Annotated in this window: 23 protein-coding genes and 1 pseudogene; 7 read left to right on the forward strand and 17 right to left on the reverse strand. The window is 48.7% G+C overall.

The window, feature by feature from the left end:
• Positions 1 to 14 precede the first annotated feature (14 nt).
• The 3 genes from CR164_RS11010 to mraZ are packed head-to-tail and all read right to left on the reverse strand — an operon-like array spanning position 15 to position 1,946.
• Positions 15 to 482 (reverse strand): hypothetical protein, encoded by a 468-nt coding sequence (locus CR164_RS11010; protein WP_146204170.1) that lies wholly within the window; start codon positions 480 to 482, stop codon positions 15 to 17.
• A 13-nt stretch (positions 483 to 495) separates the two neighbouring features.
• The gene (gene rsmH / locus CR164_RS11015) at positions 496 to 1,476 is read right to left on the reverse strand and encodes a 16S rRNA (cytosine(1402)-N(4))-methyltransferase RsmH (protein ID WP_110024052.1); all 981 of its coding nucleotides are present in this window, start codon (positions 1,474 to 1,476) and stop codon (positions 496 to 498) included.
• A 5-nt stretch (positions 1,477 to 1,481) separates the two neighbouring features.
• Positions 1,482 to 1,946 carry a division/cell wall cluster transcriptional repressor MraZ gene (gene mraZ, locus CR164_RS11020; protein WP_110024053.1) on the reverse strand — a complete coding sequence of 155 codons (465 nt, stop codon included), beginning with the start codon at positions 1,944 to 1,946 and terminating at the stop codon, positions 1,482 to 1,484.
• Positions 1,947 to 2,214: 268 nt separating this feature from the next.
• Here mraZ and CR164_RS11030 point away from each other — a divergent pair, with 268 nt between their 5' ends.
• The 6 genes from CR164_RS11030 to CR164_RS11055 all read left to right on the forward strand — a co-directional run bounded on the left by CR164_RS11030 (position 2,215) and on the right by CR164_RS11055 (position 6,843).
• Positions 2,215 to 2,727: an NYN domain-containing protein gene (locus tag CR164_RS11030; protein WP_110024055.1), complete on the forward strand. Its 513-nt coding sequence runs from the start codon at positions 2,215 to 2,217 to the stop codon at positions 2,725 to 2,727.
• Between the two features lie 76 nt (positions 2,728 to 2,803).
• Positions 2,804 to 3,130 carry a chorismate mutase gene (locus tag CR164_RS11035; RefSeq protein WP_110024056.1) on the forward strand — a complete coding sequence of 109 codons (327 nt, stop codon included), beginning with the start codon at positions 2,804 to 2,806 and terminating at the stop codon, positions 3,128 to 3,130.
• Positions 3,131 to 3,147: 17 nt separating this feature from the next.
• Positions 3,148 to 4,161, forward strand: coding sequence for an endolytic transglycosylase MltG (gene mltG, locus CR164_RS11040; protein WP_110024118.1), 1,014 nt, complete (start codon positions 3,148 to 3,150; stop codon positions 4,159 to 4,161).
• A gap of 84 nt (positions 4,162 to 4,245) precedes the next feature.
• Complete coding sequence (locus CR164_RS11045) at positions 4,246 to 5,439, forward strand: phosphoglycerate kinase (protein WP_110024057.1); 1,194 nt, start codon at positions 4,246 to 4,248, stop codon at positions 5,437 to 5,439.
• 76 nt (positions 5,440 to 5,515) lie between these two features.
• Positions 5,516 to 6,349 carry a rhomboid family intramembrane serine protease gene (locus tag CR164_RS11050; protein ID WP_110024058.1) on the forward strand — a complete coding sequence of 278 codons (834 nt, stop codon included), beginning with the start codon at positions 5,516 to 5,518 and terminating at the stop codon, positions 6,347 to 6,349.
• 26 nt (positions 6,350 to 6,375) lie between these two features.
• Entirely contained in the window at positions 6,376 to 6,843 is a 468-nt protein-coding gene (locus tag CR164_RS11055; RefSeq protein WP_110024059.1) for a YkvA family protein, read from the forward strand.
• A 108-nt stretch (positions 6,844 to 6,951) separates the two neighbouring features.
• Here CR164_RS11055 and CR164_RS11060 read toward each other — a convergent pair whose 3' ends face one another.
• From CR164_RS11060 to CR164_RS11110, 11 genes and pseudogenes are all read right to left on the reverse strand, one after another.
• Positions 6,952 to 7,677, reverse strand: coding sequence for a M48 family metallopeptidase (locus CR164_RS11060; protein WP_110024060.1), 726 nt, complete (start codon positions 7,675 to 7,677; stop codon positions 6,952 to 6,954).
• Complete coding sequence (locus CR164_RS11065; RefSeq protein ID WP_110024061.1) at positions 7,678 to 10,872, reverse strand: type I restriction endonuclease subunit R; 3,195 nt, start codon at positions 10,870 to 10,872, stop codon at positions 7,678 to 7,680.
• Positions 10,873 to 10,895: 23 nt separating this feature from the next.
• Positions 10,896 to 11,231, reverse strand: a pseudogene (locus CR164_RS11070) (virulence RhuM family protein); the annotation flags it as partial.
• 74 nt (positions 11,232 to 11,305) lie between these two features.
• Positions 11,306 to 12,154 (reverse strand): HAD family hydrolase, encoded by an 849-nt coding sequence (locus CR164_RS11075; protein ID WP_110024063.1) that lies wholly within the window; start codon positions 12,152 to 12,154, stop codon positions 11,306 to 11,308.
• A gap of 9 nt (positions 12,155 to 12,163) precedes the next feature.
• Positions 12,164 to 12,397 (reverse strand): DUF2188 domain-containing protein, encoded by a 234-nt coding sequence (locus CR164_RS11080; RefSeq protein ID WP_110024064.1) that lies wholly within the window; start codon positions 12,395 to 12,397, stop codon positions 12,164 to 12,166.
• Positions 12,398 to 12,399: 2 nt separating this feature from the next.
• On the reverse strand, positions 12,400 to 13,614 hold the full coding sequence (locus CR164_RS11085; protein WP_110024065.1) for a restriction endonuclease subunit S: 1,215 nt from the start codon (positions 13,612 to 13,614) through the stop codon (positions 12,400 to 12,402).
• On the reverse strand, positions 13,607 to 14,443 hold the full coding sequence (locus CR164_RS11090) for a KilA-N domain-containing protein (protein WP_110024066.1): 837 nt from the start codon (positions 14,441 to 14,443) through the stop codon (positions 13,607 to 13,609). The genes CR164_RS11085 and CR164_RS11090 overlap by 8 nt, the downstream gene beginning before the upstream one ends.
• A complete protein-coding gene (locus CR164_RS11095; protein ID WP_110024067.1) occupies positions 14,440 to 16,008 on the reverse strand; it encodes a type I restriction-modification system subunit M in 1,569 nt (522 codons plus the stop codon). Before CR164_RS11095 ends, CR164_RS11090 begins: the two co-directional genes overlap by 4 nt.
• Positions 16,008 to 16,589, reverse strand: a complete 582-nt coding sequence (locus CR164_RS11100; RefSeq protein ID WP_110024068.1) for a restriction endonuclease subunit S — start codon at positions 16,587 to 16,589, stop codon at positions 16,008 to 16,010. The genes CR164_RS11095 and CR164_RS11100 overlap by 1 nt, the downstream gene beginning before the upstream one ends.
• A 204-nt stretch (positions 16,590 to 16,793) precedes the next feature.
• Complete coding sequence (locus CR164_RS11105) at positions 16,794 to 17,567, reverse strand: SagB/ThcOx family dehydrogenase (RefSeq protein WP_110024069.1); 774 nt, start codon at positions 17,565 to 17,567, stop codon at positions 16,794 to 16,796.
• Positions 17,568 to 17,583: 16 nt separating this feature from the next.
• The gene (locus CR164_RS11110; RefSeq protein WP_110024119.1) at positions 17,584 to 18,018 is read right to left on the reverse strand and encodes an SRPBCC family protein; all 435 of its coding nucleotides are present in this window, start codon (positions 18,016 to 18,018) and stop codon (positions 17,584 to 17,586) included.
• Positions 18,019 to 18,192: 174 nt separating this feature from the next.
• Between CR164_RS11110 and purT the strand changes: the two genes are divergently transcribed.
• On the forward strand, positions 18,193 to 19,371 hold the full coding sequence (gene purT / locus CR164_RS11115) for a formate-dependent phosphoribosylglycinamide formyltransferase (protein WP_110024070.1): 1,179 nt from the start codon (positions 18,193 to 18,195) through the stop codon (positions 19,369 to 19,371).
• Between the two features lie 220 nt (positions 19,372 to 19,591).
• Here the strand turns inward: purT and rlmD are convergent, their stop codons facing one another.
• The 3 genes from rlmD to CR164_RS11130 all read right to left on the reverse strand — a co-directional run bounded on the left by rlmD (position 19,592) and on the right by CR164_RS11130 (position 22,561).
• On the reverse strand, positions 19,592 to 21,037 hold the full coding sequence (gene rlmD, locus CR164_RS11120; protein WP_110024071.1) for a 23S rRNA (uracil(1939)-C(5))-methyltransferase RlmD: 1,446 nt from the start codon (positions 21,035 to 21,037) through the stop codon (positions 19,592 to 19,594).
• Complete coding sequence (locus CR164_RS11125) at positions 21,037 to 21,954, reverse strand: ROK family protein (protein ID WP_110024072.1); 918 nt, start codon at positions 21,952 to 21,954, stop codon at positions 21,037 to 21,039. Before CR164_RS11125 ends, rlmD begins: the two co-directional genes overlap by 1 nt.
• 82 nt (positions 21,955 to 22,036) lie before the next feature.
• A complete protein-coding gene (locus CR164_RS11130; RefSeq protein ID WP_110024073.1) occupies positions 22,037 to 22,561 on the reverse strand; it encodes a hypothetical protein in 525 nt (174 codons plus the stop codon).
• Between the last annotated feature and the right edge of the window lie 8 nt (positions 22,562 to 22,569).

Raw genomic sequence — 22,569 nt, forward strand, 5'->3', positions numbered from 1 at the left:
CATTCCGCCTCCCATCATTTCGTCCCAATGTTCACCGCAGGAGTCATTCTGGCTCTCAGCCCCATCTTTTCCGCTTTTTCAGAAATGTTGTGAATGGCTGCAAGCTCCTGTAATTCAAGCTCGAAGGCCGCATTGATGCTCTTGTTGACCCCAATACGTTCACGCAGGCGTTCATTTTCCCTCGACAGAGAATTTATGGTCAGAAGATTATTGATATAGACAACCAGAAGCACGGTTCCCGCAATAATGAAAGCAAAGGTACGCAAGCGAAGAATAGAACCAAAATTGAAATGCTTTCGAGCCGGACGCTTTATGCCCGGGGCGGTTTTTGCTCGATGCCATGAAGACCACTTATGAGCATTTTTGCGGAGCAAGCCATATTTCTCCCGTATATCTATGAAAGCCGAAGACCGTGGGCGCAGCTTCAGCAAAGCTCCCTTCATCATGGAAAGAACATGCTCAAAAGAAACCTGTTGTTCCACACTGTATTTCACCTTATCCTCCAGACTGTTCCTTTTTTTCTACAACCCTCAGTTTCGCACTTCTCGCCCGGGGGTTCTCTCTTACCTCATCATCCGACGCGACTTCCGGCCTACCCGTGACAACCCGGAACTCCGCTCTTCGCAAGGGTTCCTTCAGCCCGACTCCTTTCGGCCCCCAGTCGTCAGCCGCAATCTTCCTGAAAAACCGTTTAACCATCCTGTCTTCAAGCGAGTGGTAACTGATCACTCCCATTCTACCCTGCGGCCCAAGCATCCCGACGCCGTCTCTCAATACATCCTCAAGCGCACCAAGCTCATCGTTCACTGCGATCCTCAATGCTTGAAAAACCCTCGCAAGAGACTTTACCTGCTGATCGGAACCCCTGACGACGTTCCTGACTACCGCTGCAAGCTCCTCCGTATCCGTTATCTCGCCCCTTTCCTTTCGCCATGAACATATGGCACGGGCAATTCTTCGACTCTTTTGCTCCTCGCCGAACCTGAAAAAAATATCGGCCAGATTCCTCTCATCAAAGCCGTTGACAATATCCGATGCCGAGAGACCGCCCTGCGGTCTCATACGCATGTCAAGTGGACCCCGGCGAAGATAGCTGAATCCCCGTTCCGGAGTGTCTATCTGAAAGGAAGAAACCCCGAGATCAAACAACATTCCTGCAACCCGCATGCCATCGAGCTGGCGCGCCCTGACACCATTTACGATAGAAACCACATCTCGAAAATTTCCCTGTACAAACGCTGTTTTTTCGCGAAAGGACATCAGTTTTTTTTCGGTTTCTTCGATTGCGAAGCTATCCTGGTCAATTCCTATGAGGAAAGAGTGCTTTTCAAACCCCTTATCCTGCAACGCCTGTAAAATCGCCAGCGAATGCCCTCCGCCACCAAGAGTTCCATCGACATATATCCCTTCGCGCCTGACCAGCTGTGCCACCACTTCACGCACCATCACCGGACGGTGATATGCTTCTTTGCTCATAAAGCCTAAAAATATCTGCCTGCCAGCACCTGAAATCTTGAACCGTTTTCCCTGAGCACAGCCGACAGTTTTTCCGGAGACCAGAGAATCATTTTTACATTGGCTCCTATAATAACCACCTCTTTCGTTATACCTGCATGCTGCATGAAATCTTTCGGAAGGGCAACCCTGCCCTGCCTATCCATCTCGACGCTGTCGAGACTTTCATACATGAGGGTTTTCAGCATTCTTTCGTCTGGATTGAAATCTGACAGTGCCGAAAGGCTTTTCTCTTTTTCCGCCCAGATTTCAGGTTCGTAGAGCTCCAATGAACCATCCATGGCCTTCATAACGTAAAGAACAGCAGCCGGTGAAGCTGTTTTTTTCGAGCTCTCCTGAACTTGTTCGAGGCGCCTTCTGAATCTCGCCGGAATCATAAGACGGCCTTTCTCGTCCATGGAATGCTGTTCTTTTCCGATAAAACCCGCCATATCAGACACCTTTTCACCCAATATTTCCCACTCTCCACCACTTTAAATGTATAAAAAAGCCGTGTGGAAAAAAATATTGAACCACATATTGTGAAAACCCTGTACTACCGCAACCCCTCCTGCAAAGTGAGTCCTATCGCAACAACTTTTTCTTATTATATATATAAGAGGTTGGCTTCCGGGTCCCGGGGCACCAAGGCAGAAACGAAAAGCATGAAAAGGCTTACCCCAACTATCGGGTATACAATGCAAAGCTTGAGCGATTGTCATGGCAACTGTTTTTCGAGAGTATATCGTTGACGGCTATAACCTGCTGCACAAGCTTTTTCCAGAAAAAGAACAACGCACTTTGCAGGAAAAACGTGAAAGAGCAGAAACCATGCTCCTCGGATTCCAGCGGTCGACAAGAGCGAAGGTTACGGTAGTCTACGACGGTCGGCACGCTCGTGGTGCATTCAGAGATGCCGGTGCTCTGAACAGGGTTTTCACATCGTCCGGCTGTTCAGCCGATGACTGGATCGTTGATTATCTGAAATCTTTGGGAAGCAAAGCTCAAATGTTTACTATAGTTTCTTCCGATCGTTTTATCTGTCGCCATGCAACAGCAAACGGAGCGTCGTACATGCTCTCGGAAAATTTCATCGACACGTATTTGTGCGGCACCAAAAGGCATGAAAGAAAAGATGAAACCGTTATGAACCGGAAAAAATACAGTAACATCCGACTCACCCAGAAGGAAGTGGATCACTGGCTGGAGCTTTTCAGCAAAACGAAAGAATAAAAGGAATCCCGAAAGATCCACCTTATTTTAATTATTTTACCTGTTACAAGTCTTCACACTCAAGATCGAAAGCACTATGTCTAACAGTACCGCCAATAAAGATAATCACTGGCTGGAGCTAGAAGAGTGGCGAAAAAAAATTGACGCCATCGACCACCAACTCTCAAACCTGCTCTGTGAAAGGCTCAATTGCGCCCAGAATATCAGCTCTCTCAAGCAGCAAATCGGCGAAGAAGTGCTTCAGCCCGCAAGAGAAAAAAAGGTCCTCACCAATGTGCTCAATCAAGCCGATTCGGAGTTGAAAGCCGGAGCACTGAAAAAAATCTACAAATGCATCATTGAAGAGACAAGGCTGTTTCAGCATGAATGGAAAAACGAACAACAACCGCTTTCTTCCAGATAACCTCTCGGGGCAGTTTCATGCGTGACACACTCACAAGCCGTTTTTTCTTTTTCATTTCAAGCATTATTACCCTTTCCTTGTTGTTTCTTGCTGCATTCTTTTTTCTGCCCGGCTGGAATACATCCGAAAAAGAAGTACAGCAAGAAAAAATAGTAGTGCATAGAGGGGCAAGCCTTCGCTCGATCATCGCAACCATTGCCGACAAAGAAGTTGTCCGGAACGAAAGGCCACTGCTCATTACGGCCTGGCTGTTCCCTGAACTCCGCCAGATCAAACCTGGACGTTACACAATCCCACCGGGTCTTTCCAACTACGGACTCCTCTCATATCTGCATCACCATCCGCAGGACGAAGAGCGGGTACTCATACCGGAAGGATTACGCGAGGAAAGAATCGCAGGAATCATCGCCTCGCAGCTCGATATCGATTCACTTTCTTTCATGAACAGTTCAAGAGACAAAGCACTGCTTGAAGAACTCGGAATCGAAGCCGGTTCATTCGAAGGGTACTATTTCCCCGGAACCTATAATTTCCCTTGGGCAAGCACTTCTCAAGAGGTTATCCGCTTCCTTGTGGGACGTTTCCGAGCATTTTATACTGACAGCCTTCGAACTCTTGCAACCAAAAGAGGCTTTGATGAACTGGAGCTACTCACCCTGGCATCCATCGTCGAGGCCGAAACGCCATTGGATGAAGAAAAGCCGCTCATTGCAGGAGTCTATCTGAACAGGCTGAAAAAAAATATGAAGCTCCAGGCCGATCCAACGGTGCAGTACGCGCTTGGCAGAAAACCCGGCAGGCTGCTCTACAAGGATCTCACTGTCGATTCTCCCTATAACACCTATAAATACAAGGGGCTTCCCCCCGCACCGATCTGCAGCCCTGGCGCCTTGTCAATCCTGGCAGTCCTGGAACCGGCAGAAACCGAATACATTTACTTTGTTGCAACCGGAAACGGAGGTCACTATTTTGCAAAAACTGCTGCCGAGCATGCAAAAAACGTAAGAAAGTACCGTGCCAGTCGTAGATGAACCTGCCACCTACTGTAAAACAGCAGCATACATTATGTATATTTCAAAAAAACCTTTTAACCCTTCAAATTGAAACCCGGAACAATGGAAAAAAAGACCTTGTCTGATATTTCATGTAAAGGCCGCAGAGTACTCATGCGCGTTGATTTCAATGTACCGCTCGATGATCAAGCAAACATAACGAACGACAAACGCATTGTAGAAGCACTTCCATCGATAAAAACAATAATGGAGTCCGGCGGAAGGCTTATACTCATGTCGCATCTAGGCCGCCCAAAAGGCAAGGTCGTGCCGGAACTCTCACTGACGCCTGTAGCTAAAAGACTTTCCGAACTGCTCGACGCCCCGGTCGTCATGGCCGGAGACTGTATCGGTACCGAAGCCATGCAGCAGGCACTGGCTCTCCAGGATGGCGAAATCATGCTGCTTGAAAACCTGAGGTTCCATCCTGAAGAAGAAAAAAACGAACCTGAATTTGCCCGTGAACTGGCATCGATGGGAGAAATTTATGTCAATGATGCGTTTGGAACGGCACACCGTGCCCATGCCTCGACCGAAGGAATCTGTCACTACGTCCAACCATCGGTTGCAGGCTACCTTATCGAAAAAGAGCTGAAATATCTCGGACAGGCACTCAACGCTCCGGAACGTCCGTTTCTCGCCATTCTTGGGGGAGCGAAGATTTCAGGAAAAATCGATGTGCTTGAAAACCTTTTCGATAAAGTCGATACGGTGCTTATCGGCGGGGCGATGATCTTCACCTTTTTCAAGGCCCAGGGATACAACATCGGAAAATCATTGGTTGAAGAAGACAAGGTAGAGCTTGCGGGGCACTTGCTCCAAACAGCGCGGGATAACAACATCAGGATGCTGCTTCCCGGAGATGTTGTTGCGGCGACGGAGTTTTCCGCCGATGCCGAAACCCTCACCGTTCCTATTGACGGCATTCCCGACAATATGATGGGACTGGACATCGGACCGCAAACCATCGACACTTATTCACGGGAGATTCTTCAGGCGAAAACCGTCATCTGGAACGGACCGATGGGCGTCTTCGAGATCGAGAAATTTGCAAAAGGCACCATAGCTATCGCACAGGCACTTGCCGACGCAACCGCGAAAGGCACCATTTCCATCGTGGGAGGAGGCGATTCCGCAGCCGCCGTTATGAAAGCAGGACTTGCATCCGGCATAACCCACATATCAACCGGCGGGGGAGCGAGTCTTGAGTTCCTGGAAGGAAAAATTCTTCCCGGCATAGCAGCGCTGAACGATTAACAATTCGCCTGCATTAGGATCAGCTGTACCCCCTTGTAAGAGTAAACATGAAAACCAAGAGTTGAACTTGTACTGAATGAATAATTATAATCAACCATACAGCCCGGGTGGGTTCCAGGTAATGCCCCCGGCAATAAAGACCATTATCCTCATAAACGTTGCCATATTTTTCCTGGAGTTCTCACCTATCATCGGCAATATTTTGAAGTATTTCGGCCCGTTATGGCCTATAGCATCTTCAGGAGAGTATACGTTTCAGATCTGGCAATTGGTATCCTACATGTTCATGCATGGTAGTATCCCACACATTTTATTCAATATGATCGCCCTCTGGCTGTTCGGCACGGAGATAGAAAACTACTGGGGAACGAAAGAGTTCACCGCCTACTACTTCATATGCGGTATCGGGGCAGCCTTGATCAATCTCCTGACGACCATCGGCAGTCAATATGCTACCGTTGGCGCCTCCGGGGCGGTCTTCGGTATCCTGCTCGCATTCGGTATGATGTTTCCCGACCGCTACATCTTTATCTACTTTCTGTTCCCGATCAAGGCAAAGTATTTCGTAGCAGGGTACGCTGCCATCGAGCTGCTGATGGGCATCAACAATACAAATATGGGCAGCGGTAGCAATATCGCTCATTTCGCCCACCTCGGCGGCATGGTGGTCGGCTTCACTTACATCAAGTTCCGTCAGCAGGGCTTTTCATTCTCCGATTGGCTTGACAAAACTTTTCCCAAAAAGGACGAACGTAGCGGACCGAAGCTTTATAAAAAAGAGAGGGAAGAAACCGGCCTGCAGGTTAGCGAAGAGGAAATCGACGCGATTCTGGATAAAATATCCCGCCAAGGGTACGAGTCCCTGACCGAGGAGGAAAAAAAGAAGTTATTGAAAGCAGGCAGTAAGTAAGCATTAGCGGGAAGAGGAGATCGAGGATGAACGCAAGGGAAAAAGCATTTGAACGGGCGAAAAAGAAAGCGGAAAACGTCGCGCGCAATCCTGAAAAAGTGAAGCAAATCATTGATTCGGCGCTTAACAAAGCAACGGCACAAAAAACTTCATCGCAGTTTCAGGAAATCACCGACAAGCTTCAGGCGCTGCTACGCATGCTGAAAAGCTGGCTCAACAAAGAGTACAGCGTCATCCCCTGGCAAACAATCATACTTGCCTTTACGGCGATCATTTACTTCGTCACACCGTTCGACGCAATCTTCGATTTCATCCCGCTCCTCGGGTTTGCAGACGATGTCGCCGTTCTCACCGCAGTCCTTGCATCGATCAACCGTGACTTGGACAAGTTCATGGAATGGGAAGGTGAACTCGTTCAGGAAGAAACACCGGTCACCGATGCCGTCGAAGCGGATTTCGAGGAAGTGAAAGGCGGAGGAAAACCCGAAGCGTGATTTCCTCCCTTTTGCTCTCCCTACCAGATATATGCCCCCTCTTCGTAGTCTGATCGATGTTTTTGATTTGTTTACGCAGTTATGAACTTCCCCCTGTTTTTCAAATTTTCACACCACACTCAGCTCAAGTTTGTGCTTTATCTTTTCCCAGCCAGGGCTTACGGATTCGAGCAACTTATAAAACTCAGGACTGTGGTCAGGGTGTTTCAAATGGCACAGCTCGTGAGTCACAACGTAGTCTATGCACTCTTTCGGCGCTCTGATCAGATCGGTATTGAGAGTGACTGTTCCATTATCAGAAAGACTGCCCCACCTTGTTCGCATTCTCCTGATTGAAATGTCGGGCCTCTCGATATCAAGTTCTCTGAATTTTTTCCAGCAGCGATCCATGCTCTCGCTGAAGTGCAACTCTGCTTTTTTACGGTACCACTTGTCCAAAAGTTTCCTTGCTGAATTCGGCGTTGTTGAATCCATAGTGATATAAAAGCAGCCCCTGATCAGCTTGACCGAATCTTCAGTACCCTCTGCCAGTTTCAAACGGTATTGCCTGCCGAGATAGAGGTGGGTTTCACCATTCACGTAACAGCGAACAGGTGTCCTCGGATCGAACTGCCTGAAATAGCTCAATTGCCTGAGTATCCACCGAGCCCTTTTTCGCAACTTGCTCTCGATCAAGTCGATAGTGGTGTTGATCGGAGCTTTTACAATGACCGTACTGTCCGGGTGAACAGCTATCTCCATCGTTCTTCTCTCACGATACAGAAGACGGTACTCAATTGTCTTGCGCCCATAGACAAAAAAACGCCTGTCGTTATGAACTGCCGCCTCAATCATCTAACGCCTGTGTTTGGCAACCTGCATAACCTTGTAGATGATCTCATCCATTTGATCGAACGACAATGCGATACCTCTTTTTGTTTTCACCTCATCATAGAGGAAATCGTCGATCTCGTTCATTGCTTGTTTCTGAGCATCTTCGTCATCCCAGAAATGAACTTTCCTGTGTTTGAGCAGAATGTCGTGTACAACTTTCGCAGTATCAGCCGCAGCTGACTCGAGGAGTTGAGGATTCATATCGTCTTTTTCGATCAATGGTTTCAGCACACCGAAGTACGCCATGGCATCTTCGTTCCCGGAAAGGTTTTCAGGGACATCATCATGAACCTTGCCGACAACTTTATTCCGGATATCGACAACCTTGTGCAGGTACTCCAGGTCTGATATCCGTTTAGCCCTGAAATCCTCGATTGCCTGCTGGATAAGCCGCGAGAACTTTTGATAAAACGCTGGATCTTCATCCATCTTTTCCGTAATCGCTCTTTTCGTTGCATGAGCGATGGTATCGGCTTTTGAGGCTGTGGTTTTCTTGTCGTGATAGACGCCCTGCTCCTCTTTTACCTGACTGAACATATGGTCGTCGAAGATGTTCACCGGTTCGTTAAGTTGAATAACCTCATCTGCCTGAATATGAGTGTCAAGCAACTTCTTGATCTTCGGCTCGTAATCCCGGTAATCGATTGCTTCGGCATAACGGAGTTTTACCGATGCCTTCAGGGACTGGAACTTCCTGAGATCCACCTTGTATCTTGAAAGCGTTTTTTGATCAGTTTCGGTCAAAAACTTTTCGGATGAAAGCGCGATAACGAGGGTTTTAGCAAATTCGGCAAGACGTGTATAAAATTCTTCCCTTAGTTCGTCATCTGCGAGCAAAAGCTCATAGTCCTCTTCATCGTAGGAATGTCTGACAGTTTTGAAAATGTCCCATACATCCGAATAACGATCAGGCAGTTTTTCAATTTCGTTGTTGATCGAAGTCAGTGTGCCTGCAAGATCGGCCTCGTCGAAGCCTTCAAACGCACTATACAGCGTCAATGCCCTATCCAGCTCACCAAGCACATTTGCGTAATCGACGATAAAGCCGAACTCCTTGCCTTCATGTATCCGGTTAACCCTTGCAATCGCTTGCAATAATGTATGCTCCCTGAGAACGCGGCACAGATACAGTACGGCGTTTCGCGGGGCATCGAAACCAGTCAACAGTTTGTCAACGACAATCAGGATTTCCGGATCGCTACCATGCTTGAACTGGTTGATGAGCTGCTTGGCATACTCTTCTTCGCTTCCATAACGCTTCATCATCTTCTGCCAGAATCTTACAACCTCGTCGGTCGGCTCGTCTTCGGCCTCCTCAAATCCTTCACGCATATCCGGAGGCGAAATGACAACCGCCGAACTGACCATACCGATATCCTCCAGACAGTTATGGTATTGCAGTGCGGAAGCTTTGCCGGGGGCAACAAGCTGGGCCTTGAATCCCGTACCCTGCCAGTTACTCCGATAGTGTTCACTGATGTCGAAGGCTCTCATGTAAATGACCTGGTCAGCCTTGTTCAGCGTTTCGGCACGTGCGTATTTGCGTTTTAAATCCGCCTGCTGCTCCTTGCTCAGTCCCTGCGTATGCCGTTCGAACCATAGGTCAACAGCTGACCTGTTCTGGGTCATCTCCACATGCCGCCCTTCGTATAAAAGAGGCACGACGGCGCCGTCCTCGACAGCCTGTGAAATGGAATAATGAGGTTCGACCAGTTCTCCGAATCTGGTGAAGTTGTTTTTCTCTTTTCTCAAGAGTGGTGTACCGGTAAAACCGAGATAGCTGGCATTGGGAAACATCTGGCGCATACGAGCGGCAAAAGAACCGAACTGGGTACGGTGGCTCTCATCAACGAGCACGAAGATATCGGAAGACTCGTCCCGATACTTGTTGACGGCATAGGCCTTGTCGAACTTGTGAATGAGCGTCGTAACAATGCATGACTTCTTTTCGGACACAAGTTCCAGCAGGTTCCTGCCTGACGTTGCCCGGTTGGCTTCGAGGCCGCAAGCCGTAAAGGTATTTCCCAGTTGCTTGTCCAGATCGTCCCGGTCGGTAACGAGAACGATACGAGGATTCAATATTTCCGGATCGAGGGCCAGATTGCGGGCCAGCATCACCATGGTCAGGGATTTGCCCGACCCCTGCGTATGCCAGATCACACCACCCTTACGGGAGCCATTATGAGTAAACTGTTTGATCCGGTTCAGGGTGGACTTGATGACGAAGTACTGTTGATACCGGGCGATTTTCTTCAAACCACCGTCAAAAACGGTGAACTTCCATACCAACTCCAGAAGCCTTTCAGGATGGCAAAGGGCATAAAGAGACTTGTCCTGTTCCGTGACATGTCGTGTGCTTTGTATTGCATCCGGGTGGACTTCAAAAGTGCGGGCTATTTTGGCAACAACATCTTCACCCAGCAGCTTGTTGACGATTTCCTGAAGCTTTTCGAGCGCTCTTTCCCCCTTATCCATCAAGGGTTCCTTCCAGACACTCCAAAACCTGGCAGCGGTTCCTGCTGTCGCAAACATAGCGCTGTTCTTGTTGAGCGCGAGCAGCAATTGGCTATAGATGAACAACTTCGGGATATAATCGTCATTCTGGTTCCTGATCGACTGGGATACTGCCTGATCAACTTCGATCTGCGGAGATTTGCACTCGATGACAGAGAAAGGAATGCCGTTGACGAAAAGAACGATATCGGGCCGGACCGTTTCCGGGCTTCGGGAACGCTCGACGCTGTATTCAACCGTCACGTGATACGCGTTCCGTTCGGGATTTCGCCAATCTACATAATTCAGGTTGAAACTTTTCGAGTTACCCTCTATGGTCTGCTCCATGGCCGTGCCGAGGGTAATGAGATCGTACACCGCCTCATTGGTTTTCTGCAGGCCGTCGTACTTGATATTCTTGAGTTCCTGGATGGCCGACTGAATATTCTCTTCACTGAACAGGTACTCACCACCCTTGTATCGTATACGGTTGATTTCCTTGAGCTTATTACGCAGAATGTTTTCCAGGAGCACATTGGACGTCCTCTGCTGCCGTTCACGGAGCGCTTCTGCCGGAGTCAGATAGTCATAGCCGAGCCCGATCAGCAGTTGCAAAGCCGGAATTTGCGACAGATGCTTCTCGTTCATCTGAAAATCACTCATTTCCTCTCCCCATCATTCTCCAACTCTTTCAGGCGCTGGGTAGCCCAAATCCGGAACTGCGTACCCTGATGCGACTTCACCCGGTACCCTACAGAAATGATAACATCAAGGTTGTAGTACTGAACATCATAGATTTTACCATCAGAAGCAGTTGTTCGGAATTTCCGAACAACTGAAGTTTCGATCAGTTCACCCTCTTCAAAAATGTGCTTGATATGTTCACTGATCGTCGCTTTGGACTTCTGGAAAAGATCGCACAAATGCGCCTGCGTCAGCCATACTGTTTCGTCCTCCAGCCTGACATCAATCTTGATCTGTCCGTCAGATACCTGATAAATCAGAAATTCAGAGTTGTTCATCTATTGAGTTCTTTTTTTAACCCCGGAAGGCTCTGAAAGGGCAGACAAAACAGGCAAAATCATACATGGAGACTTCATCTACTTATCTTGTTCGCAAACTTCTGAACGGACGCTTTTGCTGATACCTGATCAAGGGTTGCTTTAATGATTTGATCCAGTTCAGCCCCATCAGAATAGTTTGCGGGAGCCACATATGAGACCCGCCCCTCGCCTAACAGCTTTTCAACCTCAGTCTTTTTCCTGCTCTTCGGTGCATAAACCCCAATGGAAGTACCTCCTTGATCTTTGACCAGCTTCATAGCAGGCACATCAGTCAACCCATCTCCGATGTATATCATTCGCTCGAATGGTACATGCCTTTTTTCTTTAGGCACATAGGTATTGATTTTTGAATTATCCCATGCGTTGTCAATACCCTTGTTTATGCGGAAAAGAAACTGGGTTTTCGTGGTATAGTTGAGCACAATTGCCGGCCATTGCGGAACATTGTGCTGATCATATTTGAAGCTGGAAGCATATATCGTTTTGAAATATTTGGCAATCGTTGTCCCTTCTATCATCTCCTTGGTTCCGGACGAAATAATGTAATGCCCCAACTTGATCTGTTTTGAACGAGCATACTTGTTGATGCGGAGAAAGTAATCCTCTACACCCTCGAAGTAGGAGACATCTCTCCCATGTGCTTTCAAACTGTCTCTGTCGAATTTCACTTCTCCATGATTCTTGGCCTTTTCAATAAGCAGGAACATGTATGCCAATATCTCATCCATCTCATGTTCCTTGGTAAGTTTTTTTACCTCTTTCCAGAAATCAGACTTTTTGATGCCGAGATCAGGGATAAAGGAATTCTCCTGAATATTCCCTTTAGCTAAAGTGCCATCGAAATCATAGACGATAGCAAATACAGTATGCTTTTTTGCCATTAGCTTCGCTTATTTCTTATCCTTCGGAGGACAGGAATCGTTTCCGTAACTGTTACCGGCCCTGATTCTTCCGTTTTGACCATGAATCTTGGTGTCCGACTGCTGGTTTCTGGCGATATTTTCAGCTGCCTCAATCGCCTCCCTCTGCGTTCTGGTCACTTTCGTAGCTCTGCTGTTACCTGCACCCTTGACCGCCCATCCGTCAGGATGCTTCACTACATGTTGATTTTTCCCTCTTGCCATAATTATACCTCCATGTATTGATTAACGATTTCCGGTTTCACCTTCCATTCACCTGTCAGCATCTTCTGCATTAGACCACTTTTCTGGGTTTTGTATTTATCTGCAAGCTTTTTCAGCAGATCGATTTCTTTTCTTGCAGCAGATACGAATTCAGCAACCTCCTTTTGTGCCTGCTCATCAACCGGCAGGTGGAGAGTATTACTCAAGAATGTCTTGTTCGTTATAGCAATGGTGTTTTTTGCGCCCTTTTGTACTATTGGAAACAGGTAATTCCGTGCCCGCGCTGGAGAACTGAAATAGAAGTCAAGGACAATGCCAAGGTTGAATGTCTTTGGCGTGAAGACCCCATAAAGTGGCGAAACAATAACATCCTTTACCGCGTAACTTTGCTTCACTATTCCCAAAGGAAAGTCACCGGTTGGGCTCTTTGTGTAGACAATATCACCAAAATGAACTCGGTTATAGTTGTCTGTATTTGCTGCCGAAAAGGAGCGTCCCAAATGTTCGACCTGATTAACCAGCCCTTTATGTACAGAAACGGAATAAACTTCTTCGATGCCTATACTCTTATCACCGTGTTCGGTAAGGACCATCTTTAGTTCTACGACTTTCCAGCCATCATATTTCCCGTCATTTCGCCGGTCAAATAAATTTCTTGCATAAGCATCTAACTGCCTTTCCTTCGCCCGAATCAACCGTTCGGTTTTCTCTATGGCCTGATCCCAAGTAAACAGCAAATCAGCAATAGCTTTTTGCTCGGCAAATGAAGGCAGCATTACAGGAATTTCCTTTATCAATGTCGCGCTAAGGTTCGCTTGCCCTCCGCTATTACTCATATTTCTTATCCGAGAATAATTGGCGAGTAAAGCTTGATAGATATAATCCCTGTAAACGCCTTTCTTTAGCTCTATCGCTGCACATGCCTGATTTATTGATGCATCAAAAGTAAGAATCCCTATTTGCCCTCTAGTTTTACCTTGGCCATACATAGCCATTAAAATCGTCTCGGCTGATATAATTTTAGCTGACGACTCATGTAAGCCTTCTTCCGTTATCCATTCATCAACACTCTCTTCATTAATAATACGATTTTGAATCTGTGCTGTTTTGACCCATGGAATATTGCCATCCCAGTATTCTGGGTTTGATCTTGATGGAGTACCTCCTGATGAAATTTTAGCGATATCTCCGAGGACAACACGCCTATATTTATTCATTGCTGCCCTCCTTACCCATCTTCTTCACCCTTCTGTCCTCGACCAGCAGCCGCATCTGCTGAATGGCGATCTGGTTGAGCTTTTCGAGTCTGTCCGGCTGGTTCATCCCTTCCCTGATAAAATGCGCGTTCAGATTTTCGAGATTCGCAAGGCATAAGAGCTGAGAAACATCGGCAAAGTCGCGGATATTGCCTTTTTCTCGGGGGTTTTCATCCCGCCACTGTTTGGCGGTTTTACCGAAGAGCGCCATGTTCAGCAGATCCGCTTCGGAAGCATAGAGCAGATTGATCTGTTCCCTGCTCAACTCCTGAGGGATCAGGTGTTCCCTGATGGCATCGGTATGAATGCGGTAGTTTATTTTGGTCAGGTTCCGGCGAATGTCCCAGCCAAGCTGTTGCTGCTCCAAATCCTTGAGCCGCTGGAACTCCTTGATCAGATAGAGCTTGAACTCGACAGAGACCCAGGAAGCGAATTCAAAAGCAATGTCCTTGTGAGCATACGTTCCCCCATACCTCCCAGCTTTAGAGAAAACACCAATGGCTCCTGTAATTTCTACCCATTTGGCAGGAGTCATCACAAATGCATTTCGGCCTGACTCGTTTTTAACCGCCTCGAATTCGACACGGTTAAAATCAGTGTTATGTAACTGTTCCCATATCCCTAAAAACTCGACTGTAAAGCGTGTCCGCATCCAGTTTTGAATGATAAATCGCGGATCATCTGCATTTCTGTATTTGGCGATATCCGTCAGCGAGATGTAATCGCCCCTGTCAATCGCCTGCACCCTCACCTCAGTGCTCAACACATTGATTTTATTACTTCTGCTCATCTCTGAATCTCCTTCAGCTTGATCGACATTTGCTTCCGCACCTCGACCAACTCCTTTTCGAGCAGTTCAATTTCCCGCTGTACCGCATCGATATCAATCTCCTCTTCCTCCTCGAAGGTGTCCACATACCGGGGAATATTGAGGTTGAAGTCATTCTCCTTTATCTCCGCAACATCAGCGACATGCGCATATTTTTCGACATCTTTGCACTCTCTGTAGGTCCGTATAATTTTCTCGATATGCTCGTCGGAGAGGGTATTCTGGTTTTTCCCGGAGACAAACTCCCGGCTTGCATCAACGAACAGGACATCCTTGCAATCCTCCTGTGGTCCGCCTTTTTCACGCGAGCGGTCGAACACCAGAATCGCCACGGGAATATTGGTGGTCTGAAACAGGTTGCCGGGTAAACCGATCACCGCGTCGAGCAGGTTTTCTTCTATCATTTTCCGGCGGATACGACCTTCAGCGGCGCCTCTGAACAGAACGCCATGTGGCACGACAACCGCAACTCTTCCTTCCTTTTCCAAAGCAGTATCGACCATGTGCGTAATAAACGCCCAATCCGCTTTACTTTTGGGAGGAACACCGCGCCAGAATCGGTTGAATTGGTCGGATTCGGCATTCTCCGCGCCCCACTTGTCCAGAGAGAACGGCGGATTGGCCACGACGCAGTTGAATTTCATCAGGCGATCGTTCTCGACCAGCAGCGGGCTATTCAGCGTATCACACCATTCAATGCGTGCGCTGTCGAAACTGTGCAAAAACATGTTCATACGGCAAAGCGCCCATGTGCTTCCGTTCGACTCCTGTCCGAAAAGGGCGAAATCACGATCACCGACCTCTTTTGCAGCCTTGATCAACAAGCCGCCGGAGCCGCAGGCCGGATCACAAATGCGGTCGCCAGGTTTCGGAACCGCAAGCTTCGCGACAAGTTCGCTGACCTTGAATGGGGTAAAAAACTCTCCAGCTTTTTTACCTGAATCAGAGGCAAAACGCTCGATCAAATAGATATAGGTGTTGCCGATCACATCTTCAGAAACACGGCTGGGACGCATATCGAGCTCGGCTTTGTGGAAATCCTCCAGCAACTGTTTCAGACGACGGTTACGGTCCTTGGTCTTGCCGAGATTGGCTTCGCTGTTGAAATCGATATTCCGGAAAACCCCTTCGAGCTTGGCCTTATTCTGTTCCTCGATATGATCGAGAGTAATATTGATCAGTTCACCGATATTTGCCGCCGATCTACGCTCGTAAAGGCTGTAGTATGTAGCAGGAAATTCATCCAGTAACGTCTCCTCCCCGGTCAAAATGTTCTTTTCAGTCAGTTGTACCATAGGAAGAACGAAACGCTCTCGTTCAAGCTTGCGAAGGATACGTGCATCATCATCCCCATATAATTCCCTGTATTCCTCGTAGTGGTCTTCCCAGACATCGGAAATATATTTCAGAAAAAGCATCACAAGGATGTAATCCTTATATTGTGCCGGGTCAACAACCCCTCTGAAGGTATCACACGCTGCCCATGCCGCAGTATTGATTTTCTTCTGATCGATCATACCAATCATTATGTTTCTCCTTTTGCCAACTGCATTAGTACTGCTGATATATACTGATCCTTTTTTTCTGCAATCTCATGGAGCAATGCTTGCTCATGGTCTGACAGCTTAGCCACCTCAACAATGCATTTCTGCTTTTCGAGAACCGGCAAGAAAACCTCAAGATCTTCTATCGCCTCTTTTCCGATCATTTTCTGAAACGTGCCTTTTGCCCTGCTGTCGAGGAATAACTGCACTTCTCGCTGGCCTATATACCAGTTCAGATACTCCGGCAAAACCATGTCGCAATCATTGATCCTTATTCTTAACAACGGAGCAGCAACAACCGCCCTGCCCGGATCTTCAAGAAGAACAGCCGACGTCGTGACCAACCCGCGGGACCTGAAAACCAGATCACCTTTTCGAGCAAAATGGTGCTCTTTCACCCGATCCATATCGATCCTGACCAGATTCTTGCAATCAACCGTATTGTTATCATCACGAAGATCCTTCATCTGGATAACCGCAACATTACCCTTTTCGGAAGTATCGAGTCGAGACCTGAACGAGTATCCCGTTTGCACTGTCACCACCTCTTTTAAACGCACCATCTCCAACAGCCCTATTTCTCTGAAACGTTATTTTTGTAAAAATAGCCATTAAAACAAGACCAATCAAGAAAAAAAACACAGAAACGTTGTTTTTGTATTTTTGCTTTTTCCTAAAAAATCATTCTGCGGAATAAGAATAGACAGCAGAATACTTCATTTGGTTGACTGTTGTAGAAAATAAAAAGACCAAGTTTCATGAAGGCTTCATAACTTCCCTACCGGTGCGATATACACTGTAAACTCCTCCTCCCCATCAACCCCGAGCAGACGGTCGCATTCGGCTTGATCATAGGCGGCTATGGCGCAGGTTCCTGCGCCGAGGGCGGTGCAGGCGAGGTAGAGGTTCTGGCAGACGTGCCCGGCGTCAAGGGCGATCACTTTGTGGGTCGCTAGGTCATAACGCCACTCCATGCGGGCAGGAATCGTTGTCCAGAAAAAGGTTACAGCGGCACCGGCAACGAAGCGCTGTGCCATGCAGGCCCATGAGGCCTTGTCGTCTATTTTCTCATCGAGAAAAAGCTGCAACAGCTGATGGTCGAAAGGCAGGTAGCGATAGAGCCCGGCAGGCAATTCTTCTACATGGCTTACAGCAATATATGTCTCGAAAGAATGCCGGGCCCCGGCGGACGGGACGGTTCGCAAGGCGCACTCTTCGCTCAGCACATGGCGGACTCCCTGTGTCGCCCAGAGCAGTGCGGACAGCTCTTCGAGGGTAAGGGCTTCGTCGCTGTAGAAACGCACGCTTTCACGTTCCATGATTGCCTCGCCAACCGGAACTCGACAGCAGTACCGTAATGAACGAAGGCCTTCGGGCAGATCGATTCGGACCGTATCTCCATGACAGGGTTTCTGCAGTGGAGGAGCTGGAAGCCTGCGGCTCTGGGCAGTTTGTGTGAAATTGATTTCCTGACGAATGCTGTCTTTGAGAAAGTATCGGTAGTCCTCCAGTTTTTCATGCGGTTTTCTGCCTGCTTGCATAGTGTCCCTCCCGTTCTCATGCCCGACTCTCCAGAAGAGCACGAAGGTTTTCAAGGTTCTCGCGGAAGCGAGGAGTAAAGGCAAACGCAATCAGCGGATCAAGCACCCCGAGCACTCCTTCCGGTTTCATGGTAAAGCGGTAAGCCACCCTGGTGCCTCCGGATTCAGCGGAAAACTCCACAGTCCCTTCATAAGGGATAATACTTTCCCTGCTCGCAAAAGTGTACGATTTTCCGGGATTGTGGCCGGTAACGATCCATTCCGTCCGCATCGGGAACCCCATGACACTGCGAACTTCGTAACCTGCCGTTCCTTCACCTATACCTCCTTCTGTTGTGATCGCCGATTCCATGACATCTTCCTGCCACTCGCTGTCGTTGGATATATCGGTGAGGTATGCCTCAACCTCCGCAAGCGGACGCTTGATGAAAACCGAATGTTCTATCTGCATGATCTCTGCTCCTTTTTTTCTCTCAACAGGCAAGCAAAGCCAATAATTCCTTACCCGCGGCAGCGACAATGCTCCCCGTGTTTTCATCCCGACGCCCATGTTGTATATTGATACCCTTCAGGAAACCGTAACATTTGCTCTACAAGGCATAAACCGTTCATTTGAGCCTCTATCATGACCACGCCAAAGAAAATCATGCTGCTTGGCAGCGGGGAATTGGGAAAAGAGTTTGTTATTGCCGTACAACGTCTCGGCCAACATGTTGTCGCGGTTGACAGTTACAACGATGCGCCTGCACAGCAGGTAGCCGATGAACGGGAGGTTATCGACATGCTCGACGGCAACGCTCTCGATGCTCTGGTTGCGAAGCACAAGCCGGATATCGTTGTGCCCGAGATAGAGGCAATCCGCACTGAACGGTTCTATTGCTACGAGAAACAGGGCATTCAGGTGGTTCCGTCGGCCCGCGCTGCAAACTTTACCATGAACCGTAAAGCCATCCGCGACCTGGCTGCGGCCGAACTTGGCCTGAGAACAGCACGGTACCGTTACGCCGCATCATTGGAAGAACTGATATCAGCCGTAGAAAATATCGGTCTGCCCTCAGTGGTCAAACCCCTGATGAGTTCATCTGGCAAGGGACAATCAATCATCAGAAGCACATCGGATATCGAGAATGCATGGAGCTATTCGCAAAGCGCGAAGCGGGGAGATATCGCCGAAGTGATCGTTGAATCGTTCATTCCGTTCCATACCGAAATCACTCTCCTGACCGTAACACAGAAAAACGGTCCGACGCTCTTCTGCCCGCCTATCGGACACCGCCAGGAAAGAGGCGATTACCAGGAAAGCTGGCAGCCCTGCCGTATCAGCGAAACTCTTTTGATGGAAGCGCAGGAAATGGCTGAAAAGGTCACCCGATCCCTCGGCGGAGCCGGTATCTGGGGTGTAGAGTTTTTTCTTTCCGATGAAGGCCTTTATTTCTCGGAACTTTCCCCGCGTCCTCATGATACCGGCATGGTGACTCTCGTCGGGACCCAGAACCTTTCGGAGTTCGAACTGCACGCCAGGGCGATCCTGGGCTTGCCGGTACCGGAGATTTCTCTGATGCGTGCCGGGGCCAGCGCGGTCATCCTGGCCGAGATGGAGGGAAACATGCCTCGTTTCAGCGGTCTGGAAGAAGCTCTTGCCCTGCCGGGGACAGATATCCGCATTTTCGGCAAGCCATCAGCCCGTCCCTACCGGCGAATGGGCGTAGCCCTTGCATCCGGCGATCCAGAAAGCGATGTCGAAGCCATCAAAAAGCAAGCGATCACAAGCGCCGCAAAAGTAAACATCATCTGCGAGGAATGAAAGGAATGCTTTTTACTTTTGACCTTTACCTTCCGTTTACACTCCCGGAACAACCTGCTAAGAGATTCGATAGCTGCATTGAGCGGTGCTCGGAATCCTCATGTACTATTTGTACACTCCGGTTCCTGCACTCCGTTCGCCTTGCTCCCGGAACTTCTCGCGACGGTTTTTCCGAGAGCGTTCAGACCAACAGTTCAACAAATCAACGAGTCAACAATCCTTACACTGTTCTTCTGAAGCACGCCAGCGTCTCGATATGACTCGTATGCGGGAACATATCGACCGGTTGGACCTCCTCAAGCCGATAACCCGAGGCGATGATCTCCTTTGCATCACGTGCAAGGTTGGCAGGGTTACAGCTCACATAGACGATTGTTTCGGGCTGGAGCCGAATCATGGTCTTCAACGCTTTCGGGTGCATACCCGCCCTTGGTGGATCCGTGACAATCACCCTTGGTAACCCGAACTCCTCCAGCGTACCGAGTACAGTATGAAAATCCTTCAGATCCAAGCCATAAAACGAGGCATTGGTAACGCCGTTTCGGGAGGCGTTTTCCGCGGCATCTGCCAGTGAACTTTCCACGATTTCCAGACCTACCGCCCGACGGCAGCGCTCGGCAAGATAGAGTGTAATGGTGCCGGTTCCACAATAAAGATCATAGACCGTATCATCTTCCCTCAACCCGGCCATAGTCATGATACCCTCATAGAGGGTTTCTGCCTGTTTTGTGTTTGTCTGGAAAAAAGAGTTGGCGGATATCCGGAAGTGCAGGTCGCCCAGACGCTCCTGGACAACCCCTTCACCGTAAATGACATACTCTTTCTCACCGACCGCAACCGTATTTTTCCGTGACGTGACATTGTTGACGACAGTCATTGGTTGTTGCGGCATAGAAGACAGAAGACGATCGCGGTACGCTTCCATGAGACCGGCATCGTACCATGAAGTCACGAGGTTGACCATGAGTACATTCTGTTCTTCGCTGTAGCGCAGCATAAGGTTTCTTAAAAACCCTTTATGTTCCCTTACCGCATGGGGCTCCAGACCGTACTCTTGCGCAAACTCTCTGGTAACCCGAAGTGCGCTGTTCATACACTCCTTGGCAAGGTAGCAGCGGTCTATCTCGAGAACCTTTTCAAAATTTCCCGGCGCATGGAATCCAAGCGCAAAATCTTTGGGCTTTTCGAGAACGTCCATTTTCAATTCTTCCGGCATCAGATACCGCTTGCTGGAACAGGAAAATTCAACCTTGTTCCGGTAATGCGTGATACCAGGAGCAGGCAGAGCCGGGTTGACCGGCATATCCTCCACACTACCGATATGAACGAGCGCATCATGCACTTTCTTTTGTTTATAGCGGAGCTGAGCGTCATAACTCACATGCATCCACTTGCATCCTCCGCAAACACCGAAAACCGGACATTCGGGCTCGATCCTGTCAGCCGAAGGTGACAAAATCCTGTCAAGCACGGCCTCGATATAGGTAGGCCTGATTTTGGTTATGGTTGCGCTAATCCAGTCTCCCACAGCCAGCATTCCCTTTACAAGAGCCGCGGTGCCGTTTTCAAGCCTCCCGAAACACTGGTCCTTTTCCGCTATATCGGAGATTGTCAGCTCAATCGTTTCTCCTTTTCTATACAACTCTTTTAAACTTTTATCTTTCATCAACACGTTCCTACAGTTAACAAGGCCGCTCCGATAACGCCGGCACTGTCTCCGAGCTGCGGACGCACAACCGGAATATCGAGTGTACCGTTGAACAGATGTCTTTCTATCTCACGACGGGCAACAGGGGAGTAGAGCGCCTCGACGTTGCTCACACCGCCACCGACAATAATGATATGGGGATCGAGGATATTGATTACCTGAGCGATCGCTTTACCGAACCCTTTCAGCAAACGTTCGATCGTCTCCCCGGCGGCCTGATCAGCTTCGGCAGTCGCTGCGATCTCTTTGAGGGATTTCCACATCCCTCCCGACCGTATGGTATAGAACCGTTCGAGTGCCGGCCCCGACAATACGGTTTCCACACACCCTTTTCTTCCACAGTAGCACAATTCTCCATCCGGCAAAAGTTCGTTATGACCCCACTCTCCTGCAATTCCATGCGCTCCGTGAACAACCGTTTCACCGCAGACAATTCCTCCACCCACACCGGTACCGAGAATGATTCCGAAAGCGATGCCTGTCCCCTGACGCATTGTTTTTCTTCCTGCGCCGAAGAGAGATTCCGCAAGCGCGAAAGAGTTCGCATCATTTTCGATCACCACCTCTGCCCGGAGCAGTTCCTGAAAATCGACCTGCACCGGCTTGCCGTTAAGACATACCGTGTTGGAATTTTTCAAAAGGCCGGTGTTCACGTCAATCCGGCCGGGAGTACCTATTCCTACAACTGACGGCAACGTAAAACCGCATTCATCAGCCATCATCTGTAAAAGCTTTTGCACTCGTGAAAGTATATGGCGGTACCCTCCGGATGCTTCCGTTGGAATCCTCAGACGGACAAGAGGCTTCTTGCTTTCATCGAGGACGACTCCCTCTATTTTTGTTCCCCCAAGGTCTATACCCCAGTATTGTGCCATCTTGCAACCAAATATGTCACATTACGTTATAATTCTCTTTTCCGACCAACAAACATCCTGTCACTGCTTGATGACACCGGTGTCACCTGCCCATACTGAGATAGTATTTCACCATCGAAACCACGGCAGTATACACCAACCCTGAAGAGGCAATCCCAACCAGAATCCCCACGGCAGCGGCTCCTGGAGAATACATCCCGGCAAAAATCCCTGAAACGGCAAGCAGAGCGCTCAAAAGCAGGAAAAGAGCAGTGAACAACGTATCAGCAACCGTGCTCCGGCTGAAAAAAATATAGACGATGACCGCTGCCGCGGCATATGCTGCAGTACCGTAAGGGCATGACAAACCGATCTCCTGTAGCACTGATCCGGTCAACGCTGAAAGCATCGATTCAGAAACAATGCCGGCAGTGAGAACAAGAGAAAGAATTGCCGCGCCGTCCCAACCTCTGCGACAGATGATGAACAGCGCTGTGATAAGAACGACAATTGCAGAGAATATCCGCGGGCTTGACAGTACTGCAAGGGATTGTGTCGAGAGCTGTATCATCTTGCTGCAGATACGTTTGTTCCCTGTCCCGACACCATGCGATGCCGGGACGACCAATTAACGGC

Source organism: Prosthecochloris marina (assembly GCF_003182595.1).
Lineage (GTDB): Bacteria > Bacteroidota > Chlorobiia > Chlorobiales > Chlorobiaceae > Prosthecochloris > Prosthecochloris marina.